At 69.8% G+C, this 20,206-nt stretch carries 20 protein-coding genes; 3 read left to right on the top strand and 17 right to left on the bottom strand.

Features of this window, described 5'->3' with window-relative positions; translation table 11 throughout:
• Together H7I57_RS01025 and H7I57_RS01020 are read right to left on the bottom strand one after the other, a co-directional pair.
• On the bottom strand, positions 1-989 hold a 989-nt coding region (locus H7I57_RS01025), incomplete at its 3' end, for a 13E12 repeat family protein (protein WP_264021374.1).
• A gap of 9 nt (positions 990-998) precedes the next feature.
• Positions 999-1,400 carry a DUF2784 domain-containing protein gene (locus H7I57_RS01020; RefSeq protein ID WP_372510079.1) on the bottom strand — a complete coding sequence of 134 codons (402 nt, stop codon included), beginning with the start codon at positions 1,398-1,400 and terminating at the stop codon, positions 999-1,001.
• Between the two features lie 62 nt (positions 1,401-1,462).
• Between H7I57_RS01020 and H7I57_RS01015 the strand changes: the two genes are divergently transcribed.
• Positions 1,463-2,692 carry a serine hydrolase domain-containing protein gene (locus tag H7I57_RS01015; protein ID WP_264021373.1) on the top strand — a complete coding sequence of 410 codons (1,230 nt, stop codon included), beginning with the start codon at positions 1,463-1,465 and terminating at the stop codon, positions 2,690-2,692.
• A 7-nt stretch (positions 2,693-2,699) separates the two neighbouring features.
• Complete coding sequence (locus H7I57_RS01010; RefSeq protein ID WP_264021371.1) at positions 2,700-3,422, top strand: type 1 glutamine amidotransferase; 723 nt, start codon at positions 2,700-2,702, stop codon at positions 3,420-3,422.
• Here the strand turns inward: H7I57_RS01010 and H7I57_RS01005 are convergent.
• Positions 3,404-4,753, bottom strand: a complete 1,350-nt coding sequence (locus H7I57_RS01005; RefSeq protein WP_264021370.1) for a TIGR01777 family oxidoreductase — start codon at positions 4,751-4,753, stop codon at positions 3,404-3,406. The two genes, H7I57_RS01010 and H7I57_RS01005, sit on opposite strands and share 19 nt — an antisense overlap.
• Positions 4,754-4,890: 137 nt before the next feature.
• Here H7I57_RS01005 and H7I57_RS01000 point away from each other — a divergent pair, with 137 nt between their 5' ends.
• Positions 4,891-5,571 carry a phosphoribosyltransferase gene (locus tag H7I57_RS01000; protein WP_264021369.1) on the top strand — a complete coding sequence of 227 codons (681 nt, stop codon included), beginning with the start codon at positions 4,891-4,893 and terminating at the stop codon, positions 5,569-5,571.
• 13 nt (positions 5,572-5,584) lie between these two features.
• Here the strand turns inward: H7I57_RS01000 and H7I57_RS00995 are convergent, their stop codons facing one another.
• The 14 genes from H7I57_RS00995 to H7I57_RS00930 form a co-directional block, all read right to left on the bottom strand.
• The gene (locus H7I57_RS00995) at positions 5,585-6,022 is read right to left on the bottom strand and encodes a DUF308 domain-containing protein (RefSeq protein WP_264021368.1); all 438 of its coding nucleotides are present in this window, start codon (positions 6,020-6,022) and stop codon (positions 5,585-5,587) included.
• A gap of 39 nt (positions 6,023-6,061) precedes the next feature.
• The gene (wag31, locus tag H7I57_RS00990) at positions 6,062-6,874 is read right to left on the bottom strand and encodes a DivIVA-like cell division protein Wag31 (protein WP_264021367.1); all 813 of its coding nucleotides are present in this window, start codon (positions 6,872-6,874) and stop codon (positions 6,062-6,064) included.
• A gap of 226 nt (positions 6,875-7,100) precedes the next feature.
• A complete protein-coding gene (locus H7I57_RS00985; RefSeq protein ID WP_264021366.1) occupies positions 7,101-7,391 on the bottom strand; it encodes a YggT family protein in 291 nt (96 codons plus the stop codon).
• A gap of 146 nt (positions 7,392-7,537) precedes the next feature.
• Positions 7,538-8,182: a cell division protein SepF gene (locus H7I57_RS00980; RefSeq protein ID WP_264021365.1), complete on the bottom strand. Its 645-nt coding sequence runs from the start codon at positions 8,180-8,182 to the stop codon at positions 7,538-7,540.
• Between the two features lie 30 nt (positions 8,183-8,212).
• Entirely contained in the window at positions 8,213-9,022 is an 810-nt protein-coding gene (locus H7I57_RS00975; RefSeq protein WP_264021364.1) for a YggS family pyridoxal phosphate-dependent enzyme, read from the bottom strand.
• Positions 9,019-9,762 (bottom strand): peptidoglycan editing factor PgeF, encoded by a 744-nt coding sequence (gene pgeF / locus H7I57_RS00970; protein ID WP_264021376.1) that lies wholly within the window; start codon positions 9,760-9,762, stop codon positions 9,019-9,021. The genes H7I57_RS00975 and pgeF overlap by 4 nt, the downstream gene beginning before the upstream one ends.
• A 48-nt stretch (positions 9,763-9,810) precedes the next feature.
• The gene (ftsZ, locus tag H7I57_RS00965; protein ID WP_264021363.1) at positions 9,811-10,971 is read right to left on the bottom strand and encodes a cell division protein FtsZ; all 1,161 of its coding nucleotides are present in this window, start codon (positions 10,969-10,971) and stop codon (positions 9,811-9,813) included.
• 269 nt (positions 10,972-11,240) lie between these two features.
• A complete protein-coding gene (locus tag H7I57_RS00960) occupies positions 11,241-12,146 on the bottom strand; it encodes a cell division protein FtsQ/DivIB (RefSeq protein ID WP_264021362.1) in 906 nt (301 codons plus the stop codon).
• Positions 12,143-13,612, bottom strand: coding sequence for a UDP-N-acetylmuramate--L-alanine ligase (gene murC / locus H7I57_RS00955; protein ID WP_264021361.1), 1,470 nt, complete (start codon positions 13,610-13,612; stop codon positions 12,143-12,145). Before murC ends, H7I57_RS00960 begins: the two co-directional genes overlap by 4 nt.
• Positions 13,609-14,766 carry an undecaprenyldiphospho-muramoylpentapeptide beta-N-acetylglucosaminyltransferase gene (gene murG, locus H7I57_RS00950; protein WP_372510080.1) on the bottom strand — a complete coding sequence of 386 codons (1,158 nt, stop codon included), beginning with the start codon at positions 14,764-14,766 and terminating at the stop codon, positions 13,609-13,611. Before murG ends, murC begins: the two co-directional genes overlap by 4 nt.
• 5 nt (positions 14,767-14,771) lie before the next feature.
• On the bottom strand, positions 14,772-16,313 hold the full coding sequence (gene ftsW / locus H7I57_RS00945) for a putative lipid II flippase FtsW (RefSeq protein WP_264021359.1): 1,542 nt from the start codon (positions 16,311-16,313) through the stop codon (positions 14,772-14,774).
• A gap of 5 nt (positions 16,314-16,318) precedes the next feature.
• The gene (gene murD / locus H7I57_RS00940) at positions 16,319-17,785 is read right to left on the bottom strand and encodes a UDP-N-acetylmuramoyl-L-alanine--D-glutamate ligase (protein ID WP_264021357.1); all 1,467 of its coding nucleotides are present in this window, start codon (positions 17,783-17,785) and stop codon (positions 16,319-16,321) included.
• Positions 17,778-18,857, bottom strand: a complete 1,080-nt coding sequence (mraY, locus tag H7I57_RS00935; protein ID WP_264021356.1) for a phospho-N-acetylmuramoyl-pentapeptide-transferase — start codon at positions 18,855-18,857, stop codon at positions 17,778-17,780. The genes murD and mraY overlap by 8 nt, the downstream gene beginning before the upstream one ends.
• Positions 18,854-20,206, bottom strand: a 1,353-nt coding sequence (locus H7I57_RS00930) for a UDP-N-acetylmuramoyl-tripeptide--D-alanyl-D-alanine ligase (RefSeq protein ID WP_264021355.1), incomplete at its 5' end; no start/stop codon positions are given. The genes H7I57_RS00930 and mraY, both read right to left, overlap by 4 nt.

The following is a 20,206-nucleotide window of genomic DNA, read 5'->3' as shown; positions in this document are numbered from 1 at the left end:
AACGGGGTCCGGCACCGCTGATCGCGCAACCGGAGGAAGGCGGCCAGCGCTTTCGGGAAAATCCTCGCCCGGGATTCCATGGCCACCAGTTGCCCGGATTTCGGGTGGCGGTAGAGCCGCCGCAGCGTGGCCTTCACCGCCTTGTCGGCGACCGCGTCGCCGGTGAGTCGGCGCGCGAACCCGGCCGGGATCGGCCCAAAGCCGGCCAGCCAGGCCGGTTCGTGATCGTCGCCGGCCAGCGTGGTGTCGGCCATCACCAGATTCAACGCCACCGGCACCGGCTGTTCGGCCGGCCGGCCGGTGAGGCGTTGGTAGGCGGTGTCGGCCATCACCTGCCCCCGCGAGCGCCCATCACAGCTCACGTCGGCCTCACGCTTGAGCNCGGCGAACACCGCCACCCCCTGCTGCACAGGCAACAGCACGGTCACGTAGGTCATGGTGTCGGGGGCCGGGCGGATCCACACCCCACGGTCGGCGGCGGCCTTGGCTGAGCGGGCCACCACCGCCGCGGCGTCCAGGCGGGCGGCGATCCTCTTGGCTTCGGCCTCCACCCGGTCGTTGCCCCAGCCCGCCAACTCCGTGACCTCAGCGCACAGTTCGGCGTCCAACGCGCGGCGATGCTCCACCGACAGGCAGGCCGATTGTTTGACGATCAGCGTGGCCCGCCACTCCGAGAGCACCCCCGACTCCAGCGCGGCCAGAGTGTGCGGCATCTCNTGCACCAGCGCCTGAGCGAACCCGAGGTGCCGGTTCCCGCACGACGGGGCGTCNTGGCGGGCCAACGCCACCTCCGACGCCAGCCCCATGCCACGTTTGCGGGCCGGAACCCCGGCGGCCTCCTCGGCAGCNCGGCGTTTAGCAGCCCACAACGCCGTCACCCGCGCCTGCGCCGCCGCCGTCGCCGACTTCAACCGTTCAAGCTGCTCGACCTGATCCCGCAGCGCAGCCTCACCCGCCCCCGGATCCACATCGAACAAACATTCGAACATGAACCCAGACTAGAACACAGCCCCGACAGCCGTCGCCGCGCGCGTCCGACGCCGGATCCGGAGACCCACCCAGGAGCCCAGAACGGCGACGAAGACCAGCGTTTGAACCAGGCCCCCGAGGTCGGACGGGTACCACACCCCGGTGACGTAATGCTCGATGAAACCCTCCGGGGGCAACGGCCCCATCCCGGCACCCGCACGGGCGACACGCTCGAGATCGGTCAGCGGACACGGCAGACCGAGCGCCAGCCCCACCGCACCCCACACCACCACTGCGATGTGCAACCCGATGGTGGCGGGCCAGCGCCATGCGAGGAAGCCCCCGAGGACCAGATAGACGATGAATGCGAAGTGCATCGCGACCGCGAAGACCACGACGATCGTGAACGGAAGTGCACCAGACAGATTCATGCCTTCCCCATGGTAGCCGCGATCGGACTCCCTCAGCACGCACGCTCTGAAAGGATCCGGAGATGCCCTTCATGCGCCGCCTGACCGCAGCGGCCTGCTCGTTGATACTGCTGACCGCCTGCACGCCGGTTTCCGTCAGTACCGACCCACCCGCGTCGAACGCGGATTCGGCGAAAGCGGACGCCGTCATGCGTATCGTGCGCGAGGCGGTCACCCAGTCCCACCTCAGAGCGGTCGTCGTCCGGGTGACGGTCGATGGCAGAGAGGTGGTCACCGAGGCCGTCGGAGAGTCGATGACGGGTGTCCCGGCGACCCCGGCGATGCACTTCCGCAACGGTGCGGTCGCGATCTCGTATGTTGCGACACTGCTGCTGAGACTCGTTGAGGAAGGGACGCTGAGTCTGGACGACAAGCTGTCGACGTGGCTGCCCGAGATCCCGCACGCCGATGAGGTGACGCTGCGTCAACTCGCCCAGATGACGTCCGGGTACGTCGATTACGTCATCGGTAACACCGCGATGAACGACGCGCTTTTCGCCGATCCGTTCCGCGCCTGGACCACCCACGACCTCCTCGAGTTCGCCATCTCCAAGCCGCTGCTGTACAAACCGGGGACGAACTGGAACTACGCACACACCAACTACGTCCTGCTGGGAATGGCACTGGAGAAGGCCACCGGAGAGAAGATGGAGGAGTTGTTGTCCGACAAGGTTCTCCGGCCACTCGGACTCACTAACACCGTCGCCTCGCTGACCCCGGAGATCCCGGCGCCGGTGTTACACGCGTTCACCTCCGAACGCCGCGAGCCACTCGGGATCCCGACGGACACACCGTTCTACGAGGAGTCGACGTTCTGGAACCCGTCGTGGACCATCACCCACGGCGCCGTCCAGACCTCCAACATCTACGACCTCGAGGCGACCGCGGTGGGCATCGGCTCCGGGAAGCTGTTGCGTCCCGAGTCCTACGAGCAGATGGTGTCGACGGAACTGCGCGGCAAGACGCGCACCCAGCCCGGCTGCACGACGTGCATGGAGATGACCGAGGGCTACACCTACGGACTCGGGATCGTCATCTCCGGCAACTGGCTGATGCAGAACCCGATGTTCGCCGGCTATGCGGCCGCCGAGGCGTACCTGCCCTCGCAGAAGATCGCGATCGCCGTCGCCACCACGTTCGCCTCCGAGGCCTTCGACGACCGGGGCGACTACTCCAACGAGGCGGAGGCATTGTTCCGCGAGATCGGAGCGGAGATGGCCCCCGACGACGCGCCGCCGATGCCACCGAAATAATGGTCCCGTGGCACCCAGGGTCCTGTTCCTACGCAACGAGCACATCGCGACGGAAGCGTTGCTCGGTGACGCGTTCACCGACCACGGCTTCGACGTCGAGACGTTCGATGTGGTCCCCGCCGAGCGGTCCGACGATCCGGCGGGTGACGTCACGTTCCCCGATCCGGCCGGATACGACGTGCTGGTCCCGCTCGGAGCCTCATGGCCGGTGTACGACGAGGCGTTGCGAAGCACCTGGGTGGGCACCGAGATGCAGTTGATACGTGACGCCGCCGAGCGTGGGACCGCGCTGCTGGGAGTGTGTTTCGGCGGCCAGTTGATCGCTCAGGCCTTCGGCGGCACGGTGGCACGCTCGTCGCACCCGGAGATCGGCTGGCACGACGTTCACAGCGATCGGCCCGACCTCGTGCCGGGCGGTCCGTGGTTCCAGTGGCATTTCGACCGCTGGACCCTGCCGCCCGGCGCCACCGAGCTCGCCAGGACCGCGAACGCGTCCCAGGCTTTCGTGCTCGGCCGGGCGATGGCGCTGCAGTTCCACCCCGAGGTCGACGCCGACCTTCTCAAGGTCTGGCTGGCCGCCGACCGCGACGGCGAGGTCGCGACCGCCGGTCTCACGCACGACGAATTGTTCAGCCGCACAGCCGAGCTCGCCGAAGACGCCGCGTCGCGGATTCGTGGGCTGGTGCGCGGCTTCCTGACCTACGCGGCGGGTCAGCCCCTGCCCAGCTGATGCGCCAACGCATCGCCGACGTCCGGATGCCGGAAGCGGTGACCGGCGGCCAACAGCTTCGACGGCACCACCCGCTGGCTCGCCTGCGCGAGCTCGCGGGCACCCTGTTCCCCCAGCAGCAGCCGGGTGCCCAGCGACGGGACCGGAATGATCGCGGGACGGTGCAGCACGCGGGCCAGCTCGTGGGTGTACTCGGCATTACGCACGGGGTCGGGACCGACCGCGTTGACCGGTCCGCTGAGCCGGTCATCGTAGAGCGACCGGTAGTAGACGTCGATCAGATCGTCGAGGCCGATCCAGGACAGCCACTGCTTCCCGCCGGCCACCGGACCGCCGAGCCCCGCCGTGAACAGCGGCCGGAGCAGCCGCAGCGTCCCGCCCGCGGCCGCCTGCACGATCCCGGTCCGCACCTTGACCACCCGCAGCCCGCCGTCGGCCGCGGGGGCGGTCGCTGCCTCCCAGTCCGCGACCACGTCGGCGAGGAACCCGTCGCCGCGGCTGCTGTCCTCGGTCAACTGCGTGTCACCGCGGTCGAACCCGTAGAAGCCGACCGCTGACGCGCTGACGAAGACGCGCGGCCCGTCCTCCGCGGCGGCGGCCGCCGCCGCCAACAGGCGGGTGGGTTCGATACGACTGTCCCTGATCGCCGCCCGGTGAGCGTCGGTGAAGCGGCCCGCGATCGACGCACCCGCCAGATGCACCACGGCGTCGACGCCGCTGAGCAGGCCGGCGGCGGGGGCCTGTGGGTTCCACAGCCGCTCGTCAGCGCCGCGCGGGGACCCGCGAACCAGCCTGATCACCCGGTGACCGCCCGTGGTCAGGAACGCACTGAGTGCCGATCCGACGAGGCCCGACGCCCCCGTGAGTGCGATGACCAGCGGCGTGGCGCCCGCAGCGCCGGCGTCGCGGTGCGCGGCGAGGTCGTCGACGAGCTGGCGATGCCGGTAGACGAACGTCGGCCGTAGCGCCGCGGCCGGCACCGCGGTCTCGACCAGGTCGTTGATCCGGGTTCGGCCACCGATGTCGCTGAACGTATGCGTGTGCCGCCACCTTCCGACCACCCGGGCGGGCCACGATGCGGGTCCGCGCGACGAGAGCTCGTCGGCGAACCTGCTGCCCGGGATGTATGCCGACGGGTCGTGACGGGCCACCCAGCGCAGCCCGGCGGGCAAGCCCAGAACCGCGACCCCGTCGGACAGCGAGTCCGCCTCCTCCAGCACGGTCATCGGCTGCCACGGGGGCACGAGCCGGCGCATCGCGCCCGGCCGCGCGTGCCATCCCCACACCTCGTCGAGCGGATGGTCGATGACGCTGTCGTAGTCGATTCCCATGGTCCTCCAGTGTGATCGCACACGCGCTTGTAGTCCCTGTAATCATTCGTCGCCGCCCGGGTCAGGGATTGCCCTGGATCGGCCGCGGGTATCCGCCTGTGCGGGCGACACTGTGATCACCGAACGATGACTGTGCGATGAGCGATACCCTGCGAACCTTCCGAGACCGCCGGCAGGCGGGCGGCGTGGTGGCACGAGGTCTCGCCCGCCACCGGGGAAGCGATGACGTCCGGGTGCTCGGCCTTGCCCGGGGCGGCGTGCCGGTGGGTTGGGAGGTCGCGGCGTTTCTCCATGCTCCGCTGGACGTCTGCCTGGTGCGCAAGTTGGGTGTGCCGCAGTGGCCGGAACTGGCGATGGGCGCCCTGGCCACCGGGGGTGGTGTCGTGCTCAACGACGACCTGGTCGCGAGCCTGCACATCAGCGACGAGCAGATCCGCGACGTGATCACCCGCGAGACGGCGGAGTTGCACCGGCGCGAGACGGCCTACCGTGCCGATCGCGGACCGCTGGAGGTGGCCGGCCGGACCGTGATCCTCGTCGACGACGGAGTCGCCACGGGCGCCAGCATGCTCGCCGCGGTGCGGTCGGTGCGGCGATCGGGCGCGACACACATCGTCGTGGCGGTGCCGGTCGGGCCGCCATCCGTGTGCCGACGGCTGCGCACCGAGGCCGACGACGTGGTGTGCTCGACGATGCCGGCCGGCTTCCGCGCGGTGGGGCAGCTCTACGAGGATTTCCGGCAGGTCGGGGACGACGAAGTGCGCGACCTGCTGGCCACACCGACCGACCAGCGCGGTCCGGTCACCGAAAACTGTTGAACCACAGAGGGGCTCAGCGCTTGGTGGGATCCTCGCTCGCGGTGTCGGCGTGCGGGTCTTGCTCCCCGCTGACCACGGGGGTGTCCTCTTCGCGGTCGTGAGGAACGGCTTCGAGGTCGGACGCCTCATGATCGGACGCCTCGTAATCGGACGCCTCGTAATCGGACGGAGCGCCCTCGTCGGTGGTGGCGTCGTCGTAATCCGCCGCGACGGGCGCTTCCTCGGGGTAGTCCTCGTCGTAGACGACGTCGTTCTCGTCGGCCACGTCCCCGGACTCATCGGACTGGTGACCCCCGGTGCGCTTGGAGCGCAGCGCATCGACGATCAGGAGCAACACCCCGATGACGCTGGCGACGATGCACACCCATGCGATGAGCTCATTGCTGGTCACCACGGCGGTCACCAGCGCCGCGAGACCGACGACGGCGAGCACGAGCGCGACGATCAGCATGACTTTGCCCCGCTAGGTGTTGGTCGGAGGTGCACGGAACTAGTTGTTGCCCCGGTTGAACTGATTGAATCCGCCCTCGTTGTTGGCGCCGGAATCGACAGGTGCGGCCGAGCCGCGCTGGCCCAGCTCCTCGAGCTGCGACTCCAGGTAGGTCTTCAAGCGGGTGCGGTACTCGCGCTCGAAGGTGCGCAACTGCTCGAGTCGCCCTTCGAGCACCGTGCGCTGCTGGTTGATGGTGCCCATGATCTCGGAGTGCTTGCGCTCGGCGTCGGCCTGCAGGGCGTCGGCTTTCTCCTGAGCCTGCCGCAGCTGCGTCTCGGAGCGGGTTTGCGCATCGGCCAGCATGGCGTCGGCGCGCTGGCGCGCCTCGGTGACGGTGGTCTCGGCGGTCTGACGAGCCTCGGTGACCATGGCATCGGCCTGGGCGCGGGCGTCGGCGAGCATCTTGTCGGACTCGGCCTTGGCGCTTCCCGTCAACCGGTCGGCGGTCTCCTGGGCCAGACTCAGCACCTTCGCGGCGCGCAGGTGCTGGTCCTCGGAGGGGGCGGCCGGCTGCGCGGCCGGCGCCTCGTAAACAGGCTGCGGCGGTGGCGGTGCGGGCTCGGGCTCCGGCTCGTAGACTGGGATCGCCTGCGTCGACTGGACGCCGCCCGCACCGGAGCCCGCCGAGGCGAGCTCCTGGTCCAGCTCGGCGACCCGCTGGCGAAGATCGCTGTTCTCCTCGATGAGGCGGGACAGCTCATTCTCGACGAGGTCGAGGAACGCGTCGACCTCGTCCTCGTTGTAGCCGCGCTTGCCGATTGGTGGCTTACTGAACGCGACGTTATGCACGTCGGCAGGTGTGAGCGGCATCGTCTGCCCCCTTGAAGTCTGGATCGTCAAACGATCTCAAAGTGTAGAGCCTTGGTGGAGAGTAACTGGCGTCCATCCTGTCACACCAGACCCGGCGGTTGCAGGCGAGGCGATAATTAAGGACGAATTTCAACAATACCGAGACGTTACTGACGGGCCGCATTGCGTAATCCGGGCCCGCCGACCGGGCCTCGAGAAACCGATTCCCCTGCTGGGAGAGCCGCCGTCAGGCCGCCGCGCCGAATGCCAGCTGCATGCCGATGAACGCGACGAGCAACAGCACCATGATCGACAGGTCGAACCTGATGGCCCCTATCGTGAGCTGCGGAATGATGCGTCGCAGCAGCCTCACCGGCGGATCGGTGAGCGTCATGATGATCTCCAGCACCACCACCGTGACGCCACGGGGCTGCCAGTCGCGGCTGAACGACCGGATGAACTCGACCACCACCCGGGCGATCAGGAGCAGCCAGAACACGAACAGCGCAAAACCCAGGATCTCGAAGAAGAGTGACAACGACGGCCGTCCTCAGTACGGGCAGATGTGTGACATTCGATACGCGCGATCGCCGCTCACGGCCGACAGGGCCAGCGCGACGCCGTCAGCCTACCCGTCAGACCGATGCACGCAGATTCGAGCCGCCGCAGCGGTGATGCCGCGGATCACTGATAGGCGTAGAAGCCGGCTTCGGCGATGCGGCGGCGCTGCTCGGCGGTCACGTCGACGTCCGCCGGCGACAGCAGGAACACCTTGGTGGCGACCTTGTCGAACGAGCCGCGGAGCGCGAAGGCCAGTCCGGCAGCGAAGTCGACGAGGCGCTTGGCGTCGGCGTTGTCCATCGAGACCAGGTCCATGATCACCGGTGTGCCATCGCGGAACCGCTCGCCGATGGTGCGTGCTTCGCTGTAGTCCTTGGGACGCAGCGTGGTGATCTTGGCCAACGGGCTTCCTGCCTCGAACAGTTCGGCCATTCCGCGCGGATCCATCGCCAGGGCACCCCGGGTGGAGCCGCGCAGCGAGCCGAATCGCGGTGGTGTGCGGTCGAATTCACGTGGTGCGCGCATCCGGGCCTCGAAGCGCGAGTCCTCGAAGCCACCGGCCAGGCCACCTCGGTAACCAGCGGGCTCGTCGAAGTCGCGGGCGCGGTCGTCATAGCCGCGCGGGTAACCGTCGTCCTCGAAGCGGTCCTCGCGGGGCCGGCGGTAACCGCGTGCCGGAACGCGATCGTCGTCCTCGTAGTAGTCGTCCTCGTAGTCATCCATCGGCGCCATACCGAAGTAGGCCTTGACCTTGTGCAGTGTGCTCATCGTGTGGACCCTTCTCGCGGTGCTAGGTGTCTAGGGGGCTGAGGTATCCGGGATATCAGCGGTATGTGGTGTCTGTGATGAAGGTGTGACTGGAGTGACTACTTCGGGTGACGTTAGCGGTCGAGATCCCAGAAGCGCGGTACCGACACGCACACATGTCGAACCATGTTCGACTGCCGCCTCGAGGTCGCCGGACATGCCGGCGGACAACCCGAGCCGCTGTTGATACCCCGCCTGTACCCGCTGGTGTTCCTCCCGCAAACGGGCGAACGCGGTGCCGGGGTCTGCTCCCAGCGGCGGAATGGCCATCAGGCCGACGAACCGCAAACCGTGCGCCGCGTCGACGGCTCCGCACAGGTCGTCGACGCGGTCGGTGGCCGCGACGTCCACCCCGCCCCGGCTCTCGTCACCGTCGAGGCTGATCTGCAGGTAGATCTGCAGCGGTTCGGCCCTGCGCCCCTCGTCGAGCGCCTCGGACGCCGCCCGGTCGAGAGCCGCGATCACCTTCGCGGTGTCCACCGAGTGCGCGGCATAGGCCCACTCGGCCACCGAACGCGCCTTGTTGCGCTGGATGCGGCCCACCATGTGCCAGCGGATGTCCGCACACCCCTCGGTCCGGCGGATCTCGGCGACCTTGCGCACCGCCTCCTGGTCACGGGACTCGCCGAACGCCTGACATCCCAGACGGTGCAACACCTCCACGTCACTGACCGGGAAGAACTTCGTGATCGGCAGCAGTTCGATCTCGCCGACGTCGCGCCCGGCGGCCGCCGCGGCGCGCGCGAGTCGCTCGCGGACCGCGGCCAGGGATTCGCTCAGCTCGAGTTCGCGGGCGGTCACGGGACCGGCTCCAACCACACCAGCGATGCCAGCCGCCCGGTGGGCGCGTCGCGGCGGTGACTGAACAGGTTGCGGTCCGCTGCGGTGCAGCGGGGATCGAGGTCGATCGCGGTGACCCCGAGGTTGCGCAGTTGTGCCGCGATCCCGGCACGAAGGTCCAGGCCGGGGGTGCCGCGACGGGTGGTGGTCCTACTGCCCGGCAACGACCGCTCCACCTCGGCGGCCATCTCCGCGGGCACCTCGTAATTGACTCCGCTGACCGCCGGGCCGAGCAGCACCGAGACGTCCCCGACGTGTGCTCCTACGGCCACCATGGTCTCCAGCGCCCGGGGCACGACGCCCCGCGCAGCACCCACCCGGCCCGCGTGAACCGCGCCGACCACGCCGGCGCGGGCATCGGCCATCAGCACCGGCACACAGTCCGCGGTGACCACAGCCAGCGCCAACATGGGCGTCGTGGTGACCAAACCGTCCGTGTCATCGATCGTCCGGTCGCCGCTGTCGACGACCTCGACGTGGGTGCCGTGCACCTGGTTCATCCACACGATGCGGTCATCACCCAGCCCGGTCGCGGTGGCGAGGCGGTGCCGGTTCGCGGCTACCGCGTCGGGGTCATCACCCACGTGGTCGCCGAGATTGAACGTCGCGAACGGCGGCTTGGACACACCGCCGGCGCGGGTGGTGGTCACGCGCCGCACCCGGAACGCGGCTGCGGGACCGGAGGGCGCGCGATCTGGCACGGCGGAGCCGGAGGCCGCGCGATCTGGCACGGAGCGACCGTACGCGAACTAGTGCCGCATGAACGGCGGCACGTCGACGTCGTCATCGGAGATGCCGCCATCGTCACCGCCGATCCGGACGGTCGCGCCGTTGGTGTGCACCGGCACGCTCGCGGGATCGGCCGGCTCGAACAGCGACGTGGTCACCTTGCCCGCCTTGCCCGGAGCGATCGGCGTGGCACCGGCGGCAGCGTTCTCGCCGGTCACCGGCTTACGCCCGGGACCCGCCGCGTCGAAGCCCGCCGCGATCACCGTCACCCTGACCTCGTCACCGAGCGAGTCGTCGATGACGGTGCCGAAGATGATGTTGGCTTCGGGATGAGCGGCCTCCTGCACCAGCGACGCGGCCTCGTTGATCTCGAACAGACCGAGATCGCTGCCACCGGCCACCGACAGCAGCACCCCTTGGGCGCCTTCCATCGACGCCTCCAGCAGCGGGGAATTGATCGCGATCTCGGCGGCCTTGAGCGCCCGGCCGTCGCCGCGCGCCGACCCGATGCCCATCAGCGCCGTGCCCGCCCCGCTCATGACGCCCTTGACGTCGGCGAAGTCCACGTTGATCAGGCCGGGGGTGGTGATCAGGTCGGTGATGCCCTGCACGCCGTTGAGCAGTACCTCGTCGGCGCTGCGGAAAGCGTCCATCAGTGACACCGCGGCATCGCCCATCTGCAGCAGCCGGTCGTTGGGGATCACGATCAGCGTGTCGCAGCTCTCGCGCAGCGATGTGATGCCGTCCTCGGCCTGATTGCTCCGGCGCTTGCCCTCGAAGGAGAAGGGCCGAGTCACCACGCCGACGGTCAGCGCACCCAGCTTGCGGGCGATGTTCGCCACCACCGGCGCACCGCCGGTGCCGGTGCCGCCACCCTCACCCGCGGTGACGAACACCATGTCGGCGCCGCGCAACAGTTCTTCGATGTCGTCCTTGGCGTCCTCGGCGGCCTTGCGGCCGACCTCGGGATCGGCGCCAGCGCCCAGCCCGCGCGTCGAGTCGCGTCCGACGTCGAGTTTGACGTCGGCGTCGCTCATCAACAACGCCTGTGCGTCGGTGTTGATCGCGATGAACTCGACGCCCTTGAGGCCCTGTTCGATCATCCGGTTGACGGCGTTGACACCGCCGCCGCCGATGCCGACGACCTTGATCACAGCGAGGTAGTTATGCGGGGGGGTCATCGCCGCACCTTCTTCGCGCAAGCGCTCATCAGCTTCCTGTCTTCTTGGCGCAAGCGGCTCATCTGCGATCGCCCTTTCCTGCCTGGTTGCCTGTCGTCACGCGGGAATGTCTCCTCGAGCAAACCCTCAACCTCAACCATAGGCTTAGAGTTATGTCAAGTTGTTCCGCGCAAACAGAACGGTAGGGCGACCGCGCATGTGATTCATGCAGGCGCGCCGACACATTCACCAACAAATTTCCCCGGCGTGTCAGGCCCGGTTCGGCACGGCTACTTGACTGTCGGCAGGTCCGGGCTGGACACGTCGTAGGTGCGCCCGGGCTGGGTCAGCAGCGCGGCGAGTTTGAGCGCCTTCTCCTCGGTCCGATCGGTGGTCCCCCACACCACGACCCGGCCGTCGATGAGGGTCAGCGTGATCGCGGCGACCGACGGCGCCGACACCCGCCCCACCTGGCTGGCCACGTCCGGCCGCAGCGAGGTCATCACCTCGAGGGCGGCCTTGGTCGCCGGATCGGTGGGCCCGGGGTTCTCGGTTTCCAGATAGGGCACCCCCGGCGGCGGCGGAGCGGTGGCGAAATCGACGCCGTCCCGGTCGAACAGGTGCACGCCGTCCGGATAGTCCCTGACCACGACGGGGACCCGCTCGACGACGGTGATCCGCAACGTCGACGGATACTGGCGCTGCACCCGGACCGAGGCGACGCGGCGGATTCCGGCCACCCGTTCGGCCACCGCATCGGTGTTCACCTGCAACAGCGGAGTCCCGGGAGCCACCTCCGCGGCTGCGACGACCTCGTCCTGAGGGACCTCACCCAGACCGGTGACGGCGATGCTGCGGGCCGACATCAACGGCGTGAAATAGAGCAGCAGCCCGAGACCCACGACCAGCACCGCGATCACGGCGGTCCACATCAACATCTTCAGTCCGCGCACCGCGCCGCGGCCGAGCGTCTTGGCCTCCTGGACGGGCTTTCCCAGCGCCTGGCGCTTGGCCTCCCGGCGGGCCTCCTCGATGGCCGTGGCCCTCGCCTGGGCCACCCGGCGTTCCTCACGCTCTCGCCGGGCACGGCGGCGCGGTCCCTCGAAATCCTCGGCGTCCGATTCCCCGGCGGCGGTGTCTGCGGCGCCGGTGTCTGCGGCGCCGGCGACGGGCTCTTCGGGCCCCGGTTCGGTCATCGCGGGGCCGTCCCCGGGTCGCCCGGCGCGCTGCGGTTGGCCTTGGCGTGCAGCGCGGCCAGGATCTCGGCACCGAGCATGGTCACGTCGCCCGCCCCCATCGTGACGACCACGTCACCGGGTCCGGCCGCAGCGGCGACCCGCGCGGGCACCGCCGAGAAGTCGGGAACGTAGGTCACCGGCGCGGTCACCGCCTCGGCGATGGTGGCTCCGCTGACTCCGGCGAGCGGCTGTTCCCGTGCCGCGTACACGTCCAGCACGAACACCTCGTCGGCGACATCCAGCGCCTGGCCGAACTGCGAGGCGAAAGCCTCTGTGCGGGAATACAAATGGGGTTGAAACACCACGATGGCGCGGCCGGCGCCATCCTGCTCGGTGACCGTGCGCAGTGCCGTCAGCGTGGCCCGGACCTCGGTCGGATGGTGGGCATAGTCGTCGAAGACCCGGACACCGTGGGCGGTACCGACCAACTCGAACCGACGGCGCACGCCCTCGAACCCGGCGAGGCCGTCGAGCACGGCGTCGGGCTGGGCGCCCGCCTCGACCGCGGCCAGCAGCGCGCCCATCGCGTTGAGCGCCATGTGCCGGCCGGGCACCGCCAACCGCATCACCCGCGGTTGTGCCTCACCCCGCAGCCGCACGTGTGCGACGGCGCCCGTCCCCTGCTGGGCCCAGTCCACCAGCGTCGCGTCCAGATTCGGGTTGCTCCCGTAGCGCAGGACCCGGATGCCCAGATCCCCGGTGCGGTCGGCCAGCGCCGCGGCACCGGGGTCATCGGTGCAGACCACCAGGGCCCCACCGGGCGTGATGCGTTCGACGAACTCGTCGAACACCGCGCTGTAGGCCTCCGCGCTTCCGAAGAAATCCAGGTGGTCGGCCTCGATGTTGGTCACGACGACGACGTCGGGGTGGTATTCGAGCAGCGAACCGTCGCTCTCGTCGGCCTCGGCGACGAAGCACGTACCGCTTCCGCGGTGGGCGTTGGTGCCGGCCTCCCCCAGGTCGCCACCCACCGCGAACGACGGGTCGAATCCGCTGTGCTGCAACGCCACGATGAGCATGGAGGTGCTGGTGGTCTTGCCGTGCGTGCCGGTCACCATCAGCGTGGTGTACCCGGCCATCAACTTCGCCAGCACCGCCGGGCGCAGGATCACCGGGATACCCCGCCTGCGGGCCTCGACCAGCTCGGGGTTGGTCTTCGGGATGGCCGCGTGGGTGGTCACCACCGCCGTCGGACCGCCGGGCAGCATGTCCAACGAGGACGCGTCGTGCCCTATTCGGATCGCGGCGCCGCGGGCCCGCAGGGCGACCACCCCGCGCGACTCCTTGGCGTCGGATCCGGACACCATGCCGCCGCGGTCCAGCAGGATGCGCGCGATGCCCGACATGCCTGCCCCGCCGATGCCCACCATGTGGACCCGGTGCAGGTCCTCGGGCAGATCGGTGGGCTGGTCGGGAGTGGTCATCGGCGCTGCCGCCCGTCGCGTGCCGCCCGGGCGACCTCGAGGGCCACCTCGGCCACCCGGTACGCGGCATCACGGTGCCCGGCCAGTGCGGCAGCGGCCGTCATCGCCGTGAGCCTGGCCTGGTCGTTGAGCAGCGAGGCCACCGTGTCGGCGACGAAACCAGCGGTGAGATCCCGGTCGTCGACGATCAGGCCGCCGCCCGCCTCGACCACCGGCAGGGCATTGAGGCGCTGCTCGCCGTTGCCGATGGGCAGCGGTACGTACACGGCGGGCAACCCGACCGCGGAAACCTCGGCGACCGTCATCGCCCCGGACCTGCAGATCGCCAGATCCGCTGCGGCGTAGGCCAGATCCATCCGGTCCAGGTACGGCACCGCGACATACGGCGGATCCCCGGCTCCCGGGGCACGCAGCTCGAGGGTGTTCTTCGGGCCGTGCGCGTGAAGGACCGAAACACCCTGTTTTGCAAGGTCTTCCGCAGCCGCAGCCACCGCCCTGTTGAGCGACTGGGCACCCTGTGAACCGCCGAACACCAGCAGAACCCGCGCGTCGTCGGCGAAACCGAAGTGGGCGCGGGCCTCGGCGCGCAGCGCCTTGCGGTCCAGCGAGGTGATCGTCTCGCGCACCGGCATCCCGACGACCTCGACGTTGCGCAGGCCGGAGTCGGGCACCGCGGAGAGCACCCGTTGTGCCGACCTGGCACCCACCCTGTTGGCCAGACCTGCGCTGGCGTTGGCCTCGTGGACGATCACAGGCACGCGCCTGCTCGGCCGGGTGCTGCGGGCGGCGAGGTAGGCGGGCAGGGCGACATAGCCCCCGAAGCCGATGACGACGTCGGCGTGGACCTCGTCGAGCACCGCCCGGGTCTGCTTGACAGCGCGCCGCACCCGCCCGGGCAGCCGGACGAGATCAGCGGACGGTTTGCGGGGCAGCGGAACCGGGGTGATCAGCTCGAGGTGGTACCCGCGTTGCGGCACCAGCCGCGTCTCCAGTCCGCGCGCAGTGCCCAGCGCGGTGATGCGCACTCCTGGTTCGAGCGCGGTCAAGGCGTCGGCCACGGCCATCGCCGGTTCGACGTGACCCGCCGTGCCACCGCCGGCGAGAACCACCGAGATCACCGGAACTCCTCCGTCGGTTCGCGTCGTCCCCGACACCGTGTTCACCCGTAACGCTGACCTTCCAGTGTGCGGGCCCGTCGGCCCTGCTTGCGCTGGCCAGAACCATATCCGACCGACGACCTTGCGCCCTTAACCGGCTGGTCACCGCCGGTGCGCGCCGAGCGACGGACCGGCCGGTCGGCCGCCCGGGGTGCGCGGGTGCGCTTCTTCGGCTGCGGCTCGGGCTGCCGGGTGCTGCGACCCGGTCGCGACCGCAGCCGGTCGCGCAGGGCCTCGGTGCGGGTCGGGACGTACGGCGCGGGCAGGGGCAGGCGCAGTAGCCGGTTTACGCGGTCGTCGCGGCCTGCACGCAGTGCGGCGACCGCCTCCGGTTCGTGGCGTGCGGCGTTGGCCATGATCCCGATCATCAACAGCGTCGTGGCCGTCGAGGTGCCGCCCGCCGAGATCAGCGGCAGCTGCAACCCCGTGACCGGCAGCAAGCCGACCACGTAACCGACGTTGATGAACACCTGGCTGAGAATCCACAGCGTGGCGGTGGCGGTCAGCAACCGCAGGAAGGGGTCGGCCGAACGACGCGCGATCCGCATGCCGGTGTAGGCGAACAGCCCGAACAGGCACAGCAGGCCGGCGGCGCCGACGAACCCCAGCTCCTCGCCGATGATCGCGAAGATGAAGTCGTTGTGGGCGTTGGGCAGGTAGTTCCATTTCGCCGTGCCCTGCCCGAGGCCGTCACCGAAGATGCCGCCGTTGGCGAGGGCGAACCTGGCCTGGCGCGCCTGGTAGCCCGAACCCTGCGCGTCCGCGGCGGGGTTCAGCCAGGACTGCACCCGCGCCGAGCGGTAACCGGCCGACATCGCGAGCACGGCGCCCGAGACCGCCACCGCCGCCAGCGAGCTGAGGAACACCCGGAGCGGCAGGCCGGCGTACCACAGCAGGCCGAGCAGGATGACACCCATCGACAGCGTCTGCCCGAGGTCGGGCTGGGCGACCACGAGCGCCAGCGCGATCACCGCCGCGGGCACCAGCGGGACGAGCATCTCGCGCAGCGACGCCTGCTCCATCCGGCGTGCGGCCAGCAGATGGGCGCCCCAGATCGCCAGCGCGATCTTGGCGAGTTCCGATGGCTGCATGGAGAAACCGGCGACGACGAACCAGCCGCGGGATCCGTTGGCCACCTTGCCGATCCCGGGAATCAGCACAAGGATCAGCAGGACGATGCTGAACGCGAACCCGGTGAAGGCGAGCTTGCGCATCGCCTGTATCGGCATCCTCAGCGCGATGTAGAACGCGAGCAGGCCGATGGTCGTCCACAGCAGCTGCTTGGCGAACACCGCCCACGGGGAGCCGTCGGTGTCGTAGGAGTACACGCCGGAGGCCGACAGCACCATGGTCAGGCCCATCGTGGTCAACAGCGCCGCGACGGCGATGATGAGGTGGAACGACGTCATCGGCCGTCCGAGCCACGCCCCGAACCGGGTGCGGGGGCCGCGCGCCGCGGAGTCGGCGCCGACCAGCGACTGGGCCGGGTCGTCGGCTGCGGGGTTGGCGCGACGGTTGCGCAGCCTGGTGAGGACGTTGCTCACGGGCGCTACCCGATCGCGACGCGCACAGCCGCGGCGAACGAGTCGCCGCGGTGACCGTAGCCGCTGAACTGGTCGAACGAGGCGCCGGCCGGGGCCAGAAGCACGGCGTCCCCGGGTCGGGCCATGGCACGTGCGGCATCGACGACGGCCGCCATCACCGCGTCGGCCACCGGCCGTTCCCCGATGTGAACCATTCGAGTCACACGAGTAACAGCTGTCTCATCTGGCTCAGCTTTCTCAAGCACCCCAGAATCCTCCCCTGTCACAAGCTCGACTACGGGGACATCCGGTGCGTGTCGCGATAACGCCTCCCCGAGCACCTTGCTGTCCCGACCGATCAACACCGCGCCGACCAGGCGGTTTGCGACCGCAGCGATCATCTCGTCGGCCGACGCGCCCTTGAGCAGGCCGCCGGCCACCCAGACCACCCGCGGGTAGGCACCGATCGATGCCTGCGCGGCATGCGGGTTGGTGGCCTTGGAGTCGTCCACGTAGGTGACACCGTCGGCGACCGCGACGACCTCGGCGCGGTGTCTGCCCACCCGGAAAGCGGCCAGCGCGTCGGCGATCGCCTGAGCAGGCACATCGGTCGCGCGCGCCAGGCAGGCCGCGGCCAGCGCATCGAGGACACCGACCGGACCGGCCACCGGGATGCTGTCCGTCGGGGCGAGCACCAGGCCGTGGCCGAACGCGTTGTCGACGAGCGCGCCGTCACGGACCCCCACCTCGCCGGGGGCGGGGTCACCCAACCGGAATCCGACCTTGACCGGGGCGGCGGACTCCTCGAGGAGCTGGGCCGCGACGGGGTCGTCGAGTCCGGCGGCGGCCACCCGCCCGGTCAGCACCCGCGCCTTGGCCTGCGCATACGCCGCCATCGAGCCGTGCCAGTCCAGGTGGTCCTCGGCGACGTTGAGCACCACCCCCGCCGCGGGGCGCAGGGACGGGGCCCAGTACAGCTGGAAGCTGGACAGCTCGACGGCGAACAGGTCGGCCGGCTCGGCCAGCACGTCGAGCACCGGGTCGCCGATGTTGCCGCAGAGCGCCGCACGAAGTCCGGCCGCCTCGAGCATCGCGTGCAGCATCGAAGTCGTCGTGGTCTTGCCGTTGGTTCCGGTGACGACCAGCCATTTCCGCGGCGGACCGAACCGCCCCGACTGGTCGAGCCGCCAGGCCAACTCGACATCACCCCAGATCGGGACACCACCCGCCGCGGCGGCCGCGAGGACCGGCGCGGTGGGCGGGAACCCCGGGCTGGTGACGACAAGCGCGAAGTCGGACATCCGCTCGACGGCGTCGGCGGGGTCGATGACCGCGACCCCCTGCTGGGCGAACGACGTCAGAGCCGACGGGCTGTCATCGGTCAGCGTCGCACGGGCCCCCAGCGGCGTCAGCGCGGCGAGGATCGCGCGCCCGGTGATCCCCGCACCCGTCACCAGGACATCGGCACCGGCCAGTTCCAACACCTCAGGCACCGACGGTGGTCAGCCACTCGCTGTAGAAGAGCGCCACACCGAGCCCGCACGCGATCGCCGTCAGCAGCCAGAAGCGGATGATGACCGTGGTCTCTGCCCAGCCCACGAGCTCGAAGTGGTGGTGGAAGGGCGCCATCCGGAACACCCGGCGACCCGTGGTGCGGAAGGCCATGATCTGCACCACCACCGAGGTGACCTCGGCGACGAACAGTGCGCCGAGCACCACGGCCAGCATCTCGGTGCGACTGGTCACCGACAGGCCGGCGATGATTCCGCCGAGGGCCAGCGAGCCGGTGTCGCCCATGAAGATCTTGGCGGGCGCGGCGTTCCACCACAGGAACCCGATGCACGCCCCTGCCGTGGCCGCCGCGATGATCGCCAGGTCCAGCGGGTCGCGCACGTTGTAGCAGCCCACCCCGGGGCTGGTCGCGCACGCATTGCGGAACTGCCAGAACGTGATGAGCACGTAGGCCGCACAGACCATCGCCATCGCGCCCGCCGCCAGCCCGTCGAGCCCGTCGGTGAAGTTCACCGCGTTCGACCATGCGCTGACGATGACGACGCAGAACAGCACGAAGACGGCCGGAGCCAACGTCACCGTCGCGATCTCGCGGACGTACGACAGCTCGGCGCTGCCCGGCGTCAACCCGTCGGCGTTGCGGAACTGCAGGGCCAGCACCCCGAACAGCACGGCCGCCACGAGTATCCCGACGGTCTTGGCGGTCTTGTTCAGGCCCAGGTTGCGCGCACGGCGGATCTTGATCAGGTCGTCGGCGAACCCGACGACACCGAGCGAGGTGGCCAGCCCCAGCACCAGCAGGCCCGACGCGGACGGCCCCTTGCCGTCGATCACGACACCGACCAGATGGGTGCCGAAGTAGCTGGCCCAGATGGCTGCGACGATCGCCACACCACCCATCGACGGGGTGCCGCGCTTCTTGTGGTGGCTCGGCGGGCCGTCCTCGCGGATCTCGTGACCGAACCCCTGCCGGGTGAACAGCTTGATCAGGAACGGGGTCAGCAGGATCGACACCGTCAGCGCGATCGCGACGGCGATGAGTATCTGCCTCATCCGCCGCCCTCTCCGGAGACGTCGGCGGCCGGATCCTCGACCAGGGCGTCGGCCAGCGCGCCGAGACCCGCCGAGTTCGAGGCTTTCACCAGCACCACGTCACCGGCCCGGAGCTCGGCGCGGAGCAGTTCCAATGCGGAGTCGGCGTCGGCGACCGCGGTGGCCTCGGGCCCCCACGACCCCTCCATGACCGCCCCGTGGAGCATGGCGCTCATAGGCCTCCCGGTTCCGACGACGATGAGTCGAGAGACATCTAATCGCACCGCCAGCCTGCCGATGCGGTCATGCTCGGATATCGCGTCGTCCCCGAGCTCGGCCATCTCCCCCAGCACCGCCCAGCTCCGGGCCTCCGGGGGGCCCTGACGTCCCATCCAGGCCAGCGCCTTCAGCCCCGCGCGCATCGAGTCCGGATTCGCGTTGTAGGCGTCGTTGACGATCGTCACCCCGTCGGCGCGGGTGCTGACCTGCATCCGCTGCCGCGACGCCGGACCGGCGGCACCCAGCGCGGCGGCCACCTGGTCCAGGCCCGCACCGCACTCCAGGGCGACCGCCGCGGCGCACAGGGCGTTGGACACCTGATGGTCGCCGTGCACCGCGAGCGAGACCGCGACGTGGGCGGCGCCGGCATGCAGCGTGAAGGCCGGTCGCGCCAGCGGGTCGAGGACGATGTCGTCGGCGCGCACGTCGGCCACCGAGGCATCGGAAGTCCGGCCCACCCGCACCACACGGGCCGCGGTCTTGTCCGCCATCCCCGCCACCACCGGGTCGTCGATGTTGAGGATCACCACCCCGGACGCCGGAACTGCTTGCGGTAACTCAGATTTGGTCGCGGCGATGGCCTCGCGGGAGCCGAACTCGCCGAGGTGGGCGGTGCCCACGTTGAGGACGACGGCGATCGACGGCGGGGCGATCGCGGCCAGGGCGGCGATGTTGCCCGGATGCCTCGCCGACATCTCCAGCACGAGGTAGTCGGTGGACGGGGTCGCCCGCAACACCGTCCACGGATGACCGAGTTCGTTGTTGAACGACCCCGGCGGGGCGACCACCTCGCCCAGCGGCGCCAGCACCGCGGCGATCAGGTCCTTGGTCGAGGTCTTACCCGACGAGCCGGTGATGCCGACGATGGTGAGCCCACCCGCGACCAGTTCGGCGGCCACGGCGGCAGCCAGTTTGGCCAGCGCCGCGAGCACCGCGGCACCCGAGCCGTCGGTGTCGTGTTCGAGGACACCCGCGGTGCCCCCGGAGCCTGGTTGAAGGGCCGGATCTGCTGGGTCGATGATGATCGCGGGCACGCCGACCGGGCGGGCCGCCAGCACCGCCGCCGCGCCCGCCGCGACGGCGGCAGATCC

The organism is Mycolicibacterium pyrenivorans, assembly GCF_025821625.1.
GTDB classification, from domain to species: Bacteria; Actinomycetota; Actinomycetes; order Mycobacteriales; family Mycobacteriaceae; genus Mycobacterium; species Mycobacterium pyrenivorans.
This window is presented reverse-complemented; position numbering and strand designations above follow the sequence as displayed.

What these genes read in the sequence shown, in the direction of transcription:
- H7I57_RS01020 (WP_372510079.1), bottom strand. Translation starts at nt 1,400, where the DNA reads ATGAATCTGTCTGGTGCACTTCCGTTCACGATCGTCGTGGTCTTCGCG.
- H7I57_RS01015 (WP_264021373.1), top strand. Translation starts at nt 1,463, where the DNA reads ATGCCCTTCATGCGCCGCCTGACCGCAGCGGCCTGCTCGTTGATACTG.
- H7I57_RS01005 (WP_264021370.1), bottom strand. Translation starts at nt 4,753, where the DNA reads ATGGGAATCGACTACGACAGCGTCATCGACCATCCGCTCGACGAGGTG.
- H7I57_RS01000 (WP_264021369.1), top strand. Translation starts at nt 4,891, where the DNA reads ATGAGCGATACCCTGCGAACCTTCCGAGACCGCCGGCAGGCGGGCGGC.
- H7I57_RS00995 (WP_264021368.1), bottom strand. Translation starts at nt 6,022, where the DNA reads ATGCTGATCGTCGCGCTCGTGCTCGCCGTCGTCGGTCTCGCGGCGCTG.
- wag31 (WP_264021367.1), bottom strand. Translation starts at nt 6,874, where the DNA reads ATGCCGCTCACACCTGCCGACGTGCATAACGTCGCGTTCAGTAAGCCA.
- H7I57_RS00980 (WP_264021365.1), bottom strand. Translation starts at nt 8,182, where the DNA reads ATGAGCACACTGCACAAGGTCAAGGCCTACTTCGGTATGGCGCCGATG.
- ftsZ (WP_264021363.1), bottom strand. Translation starts at nt 10,971, where the DNA reads ATGACCCCCCCGCATAACTACCTCGCTGTGATCAAGGTCGTCGGCATC.
- H7I57_RS00960 (WP_264021362.1), bottom strand. Translation starts at nt 12,146, where the DNA reads ATGACCGAACCGGGGCCCGAAGAGCCCGTCGCCGGCGCCGCAGACACC.
- murC (WP_264021361.1), bottom strand. Translation starts at nt 13,612, where the DNA reads ATGACCACTCCCGACCAGCCCACCGATCTGCCCGAGGACCTGCACCGG.
- mraY (WP_264021356.1), bottom strand. Translation starts at nt 18,857, where the DNA reads ATGAGGCAGATACTCATCGCCGTCGCGATCGCGCTGACGGTGTCGATC.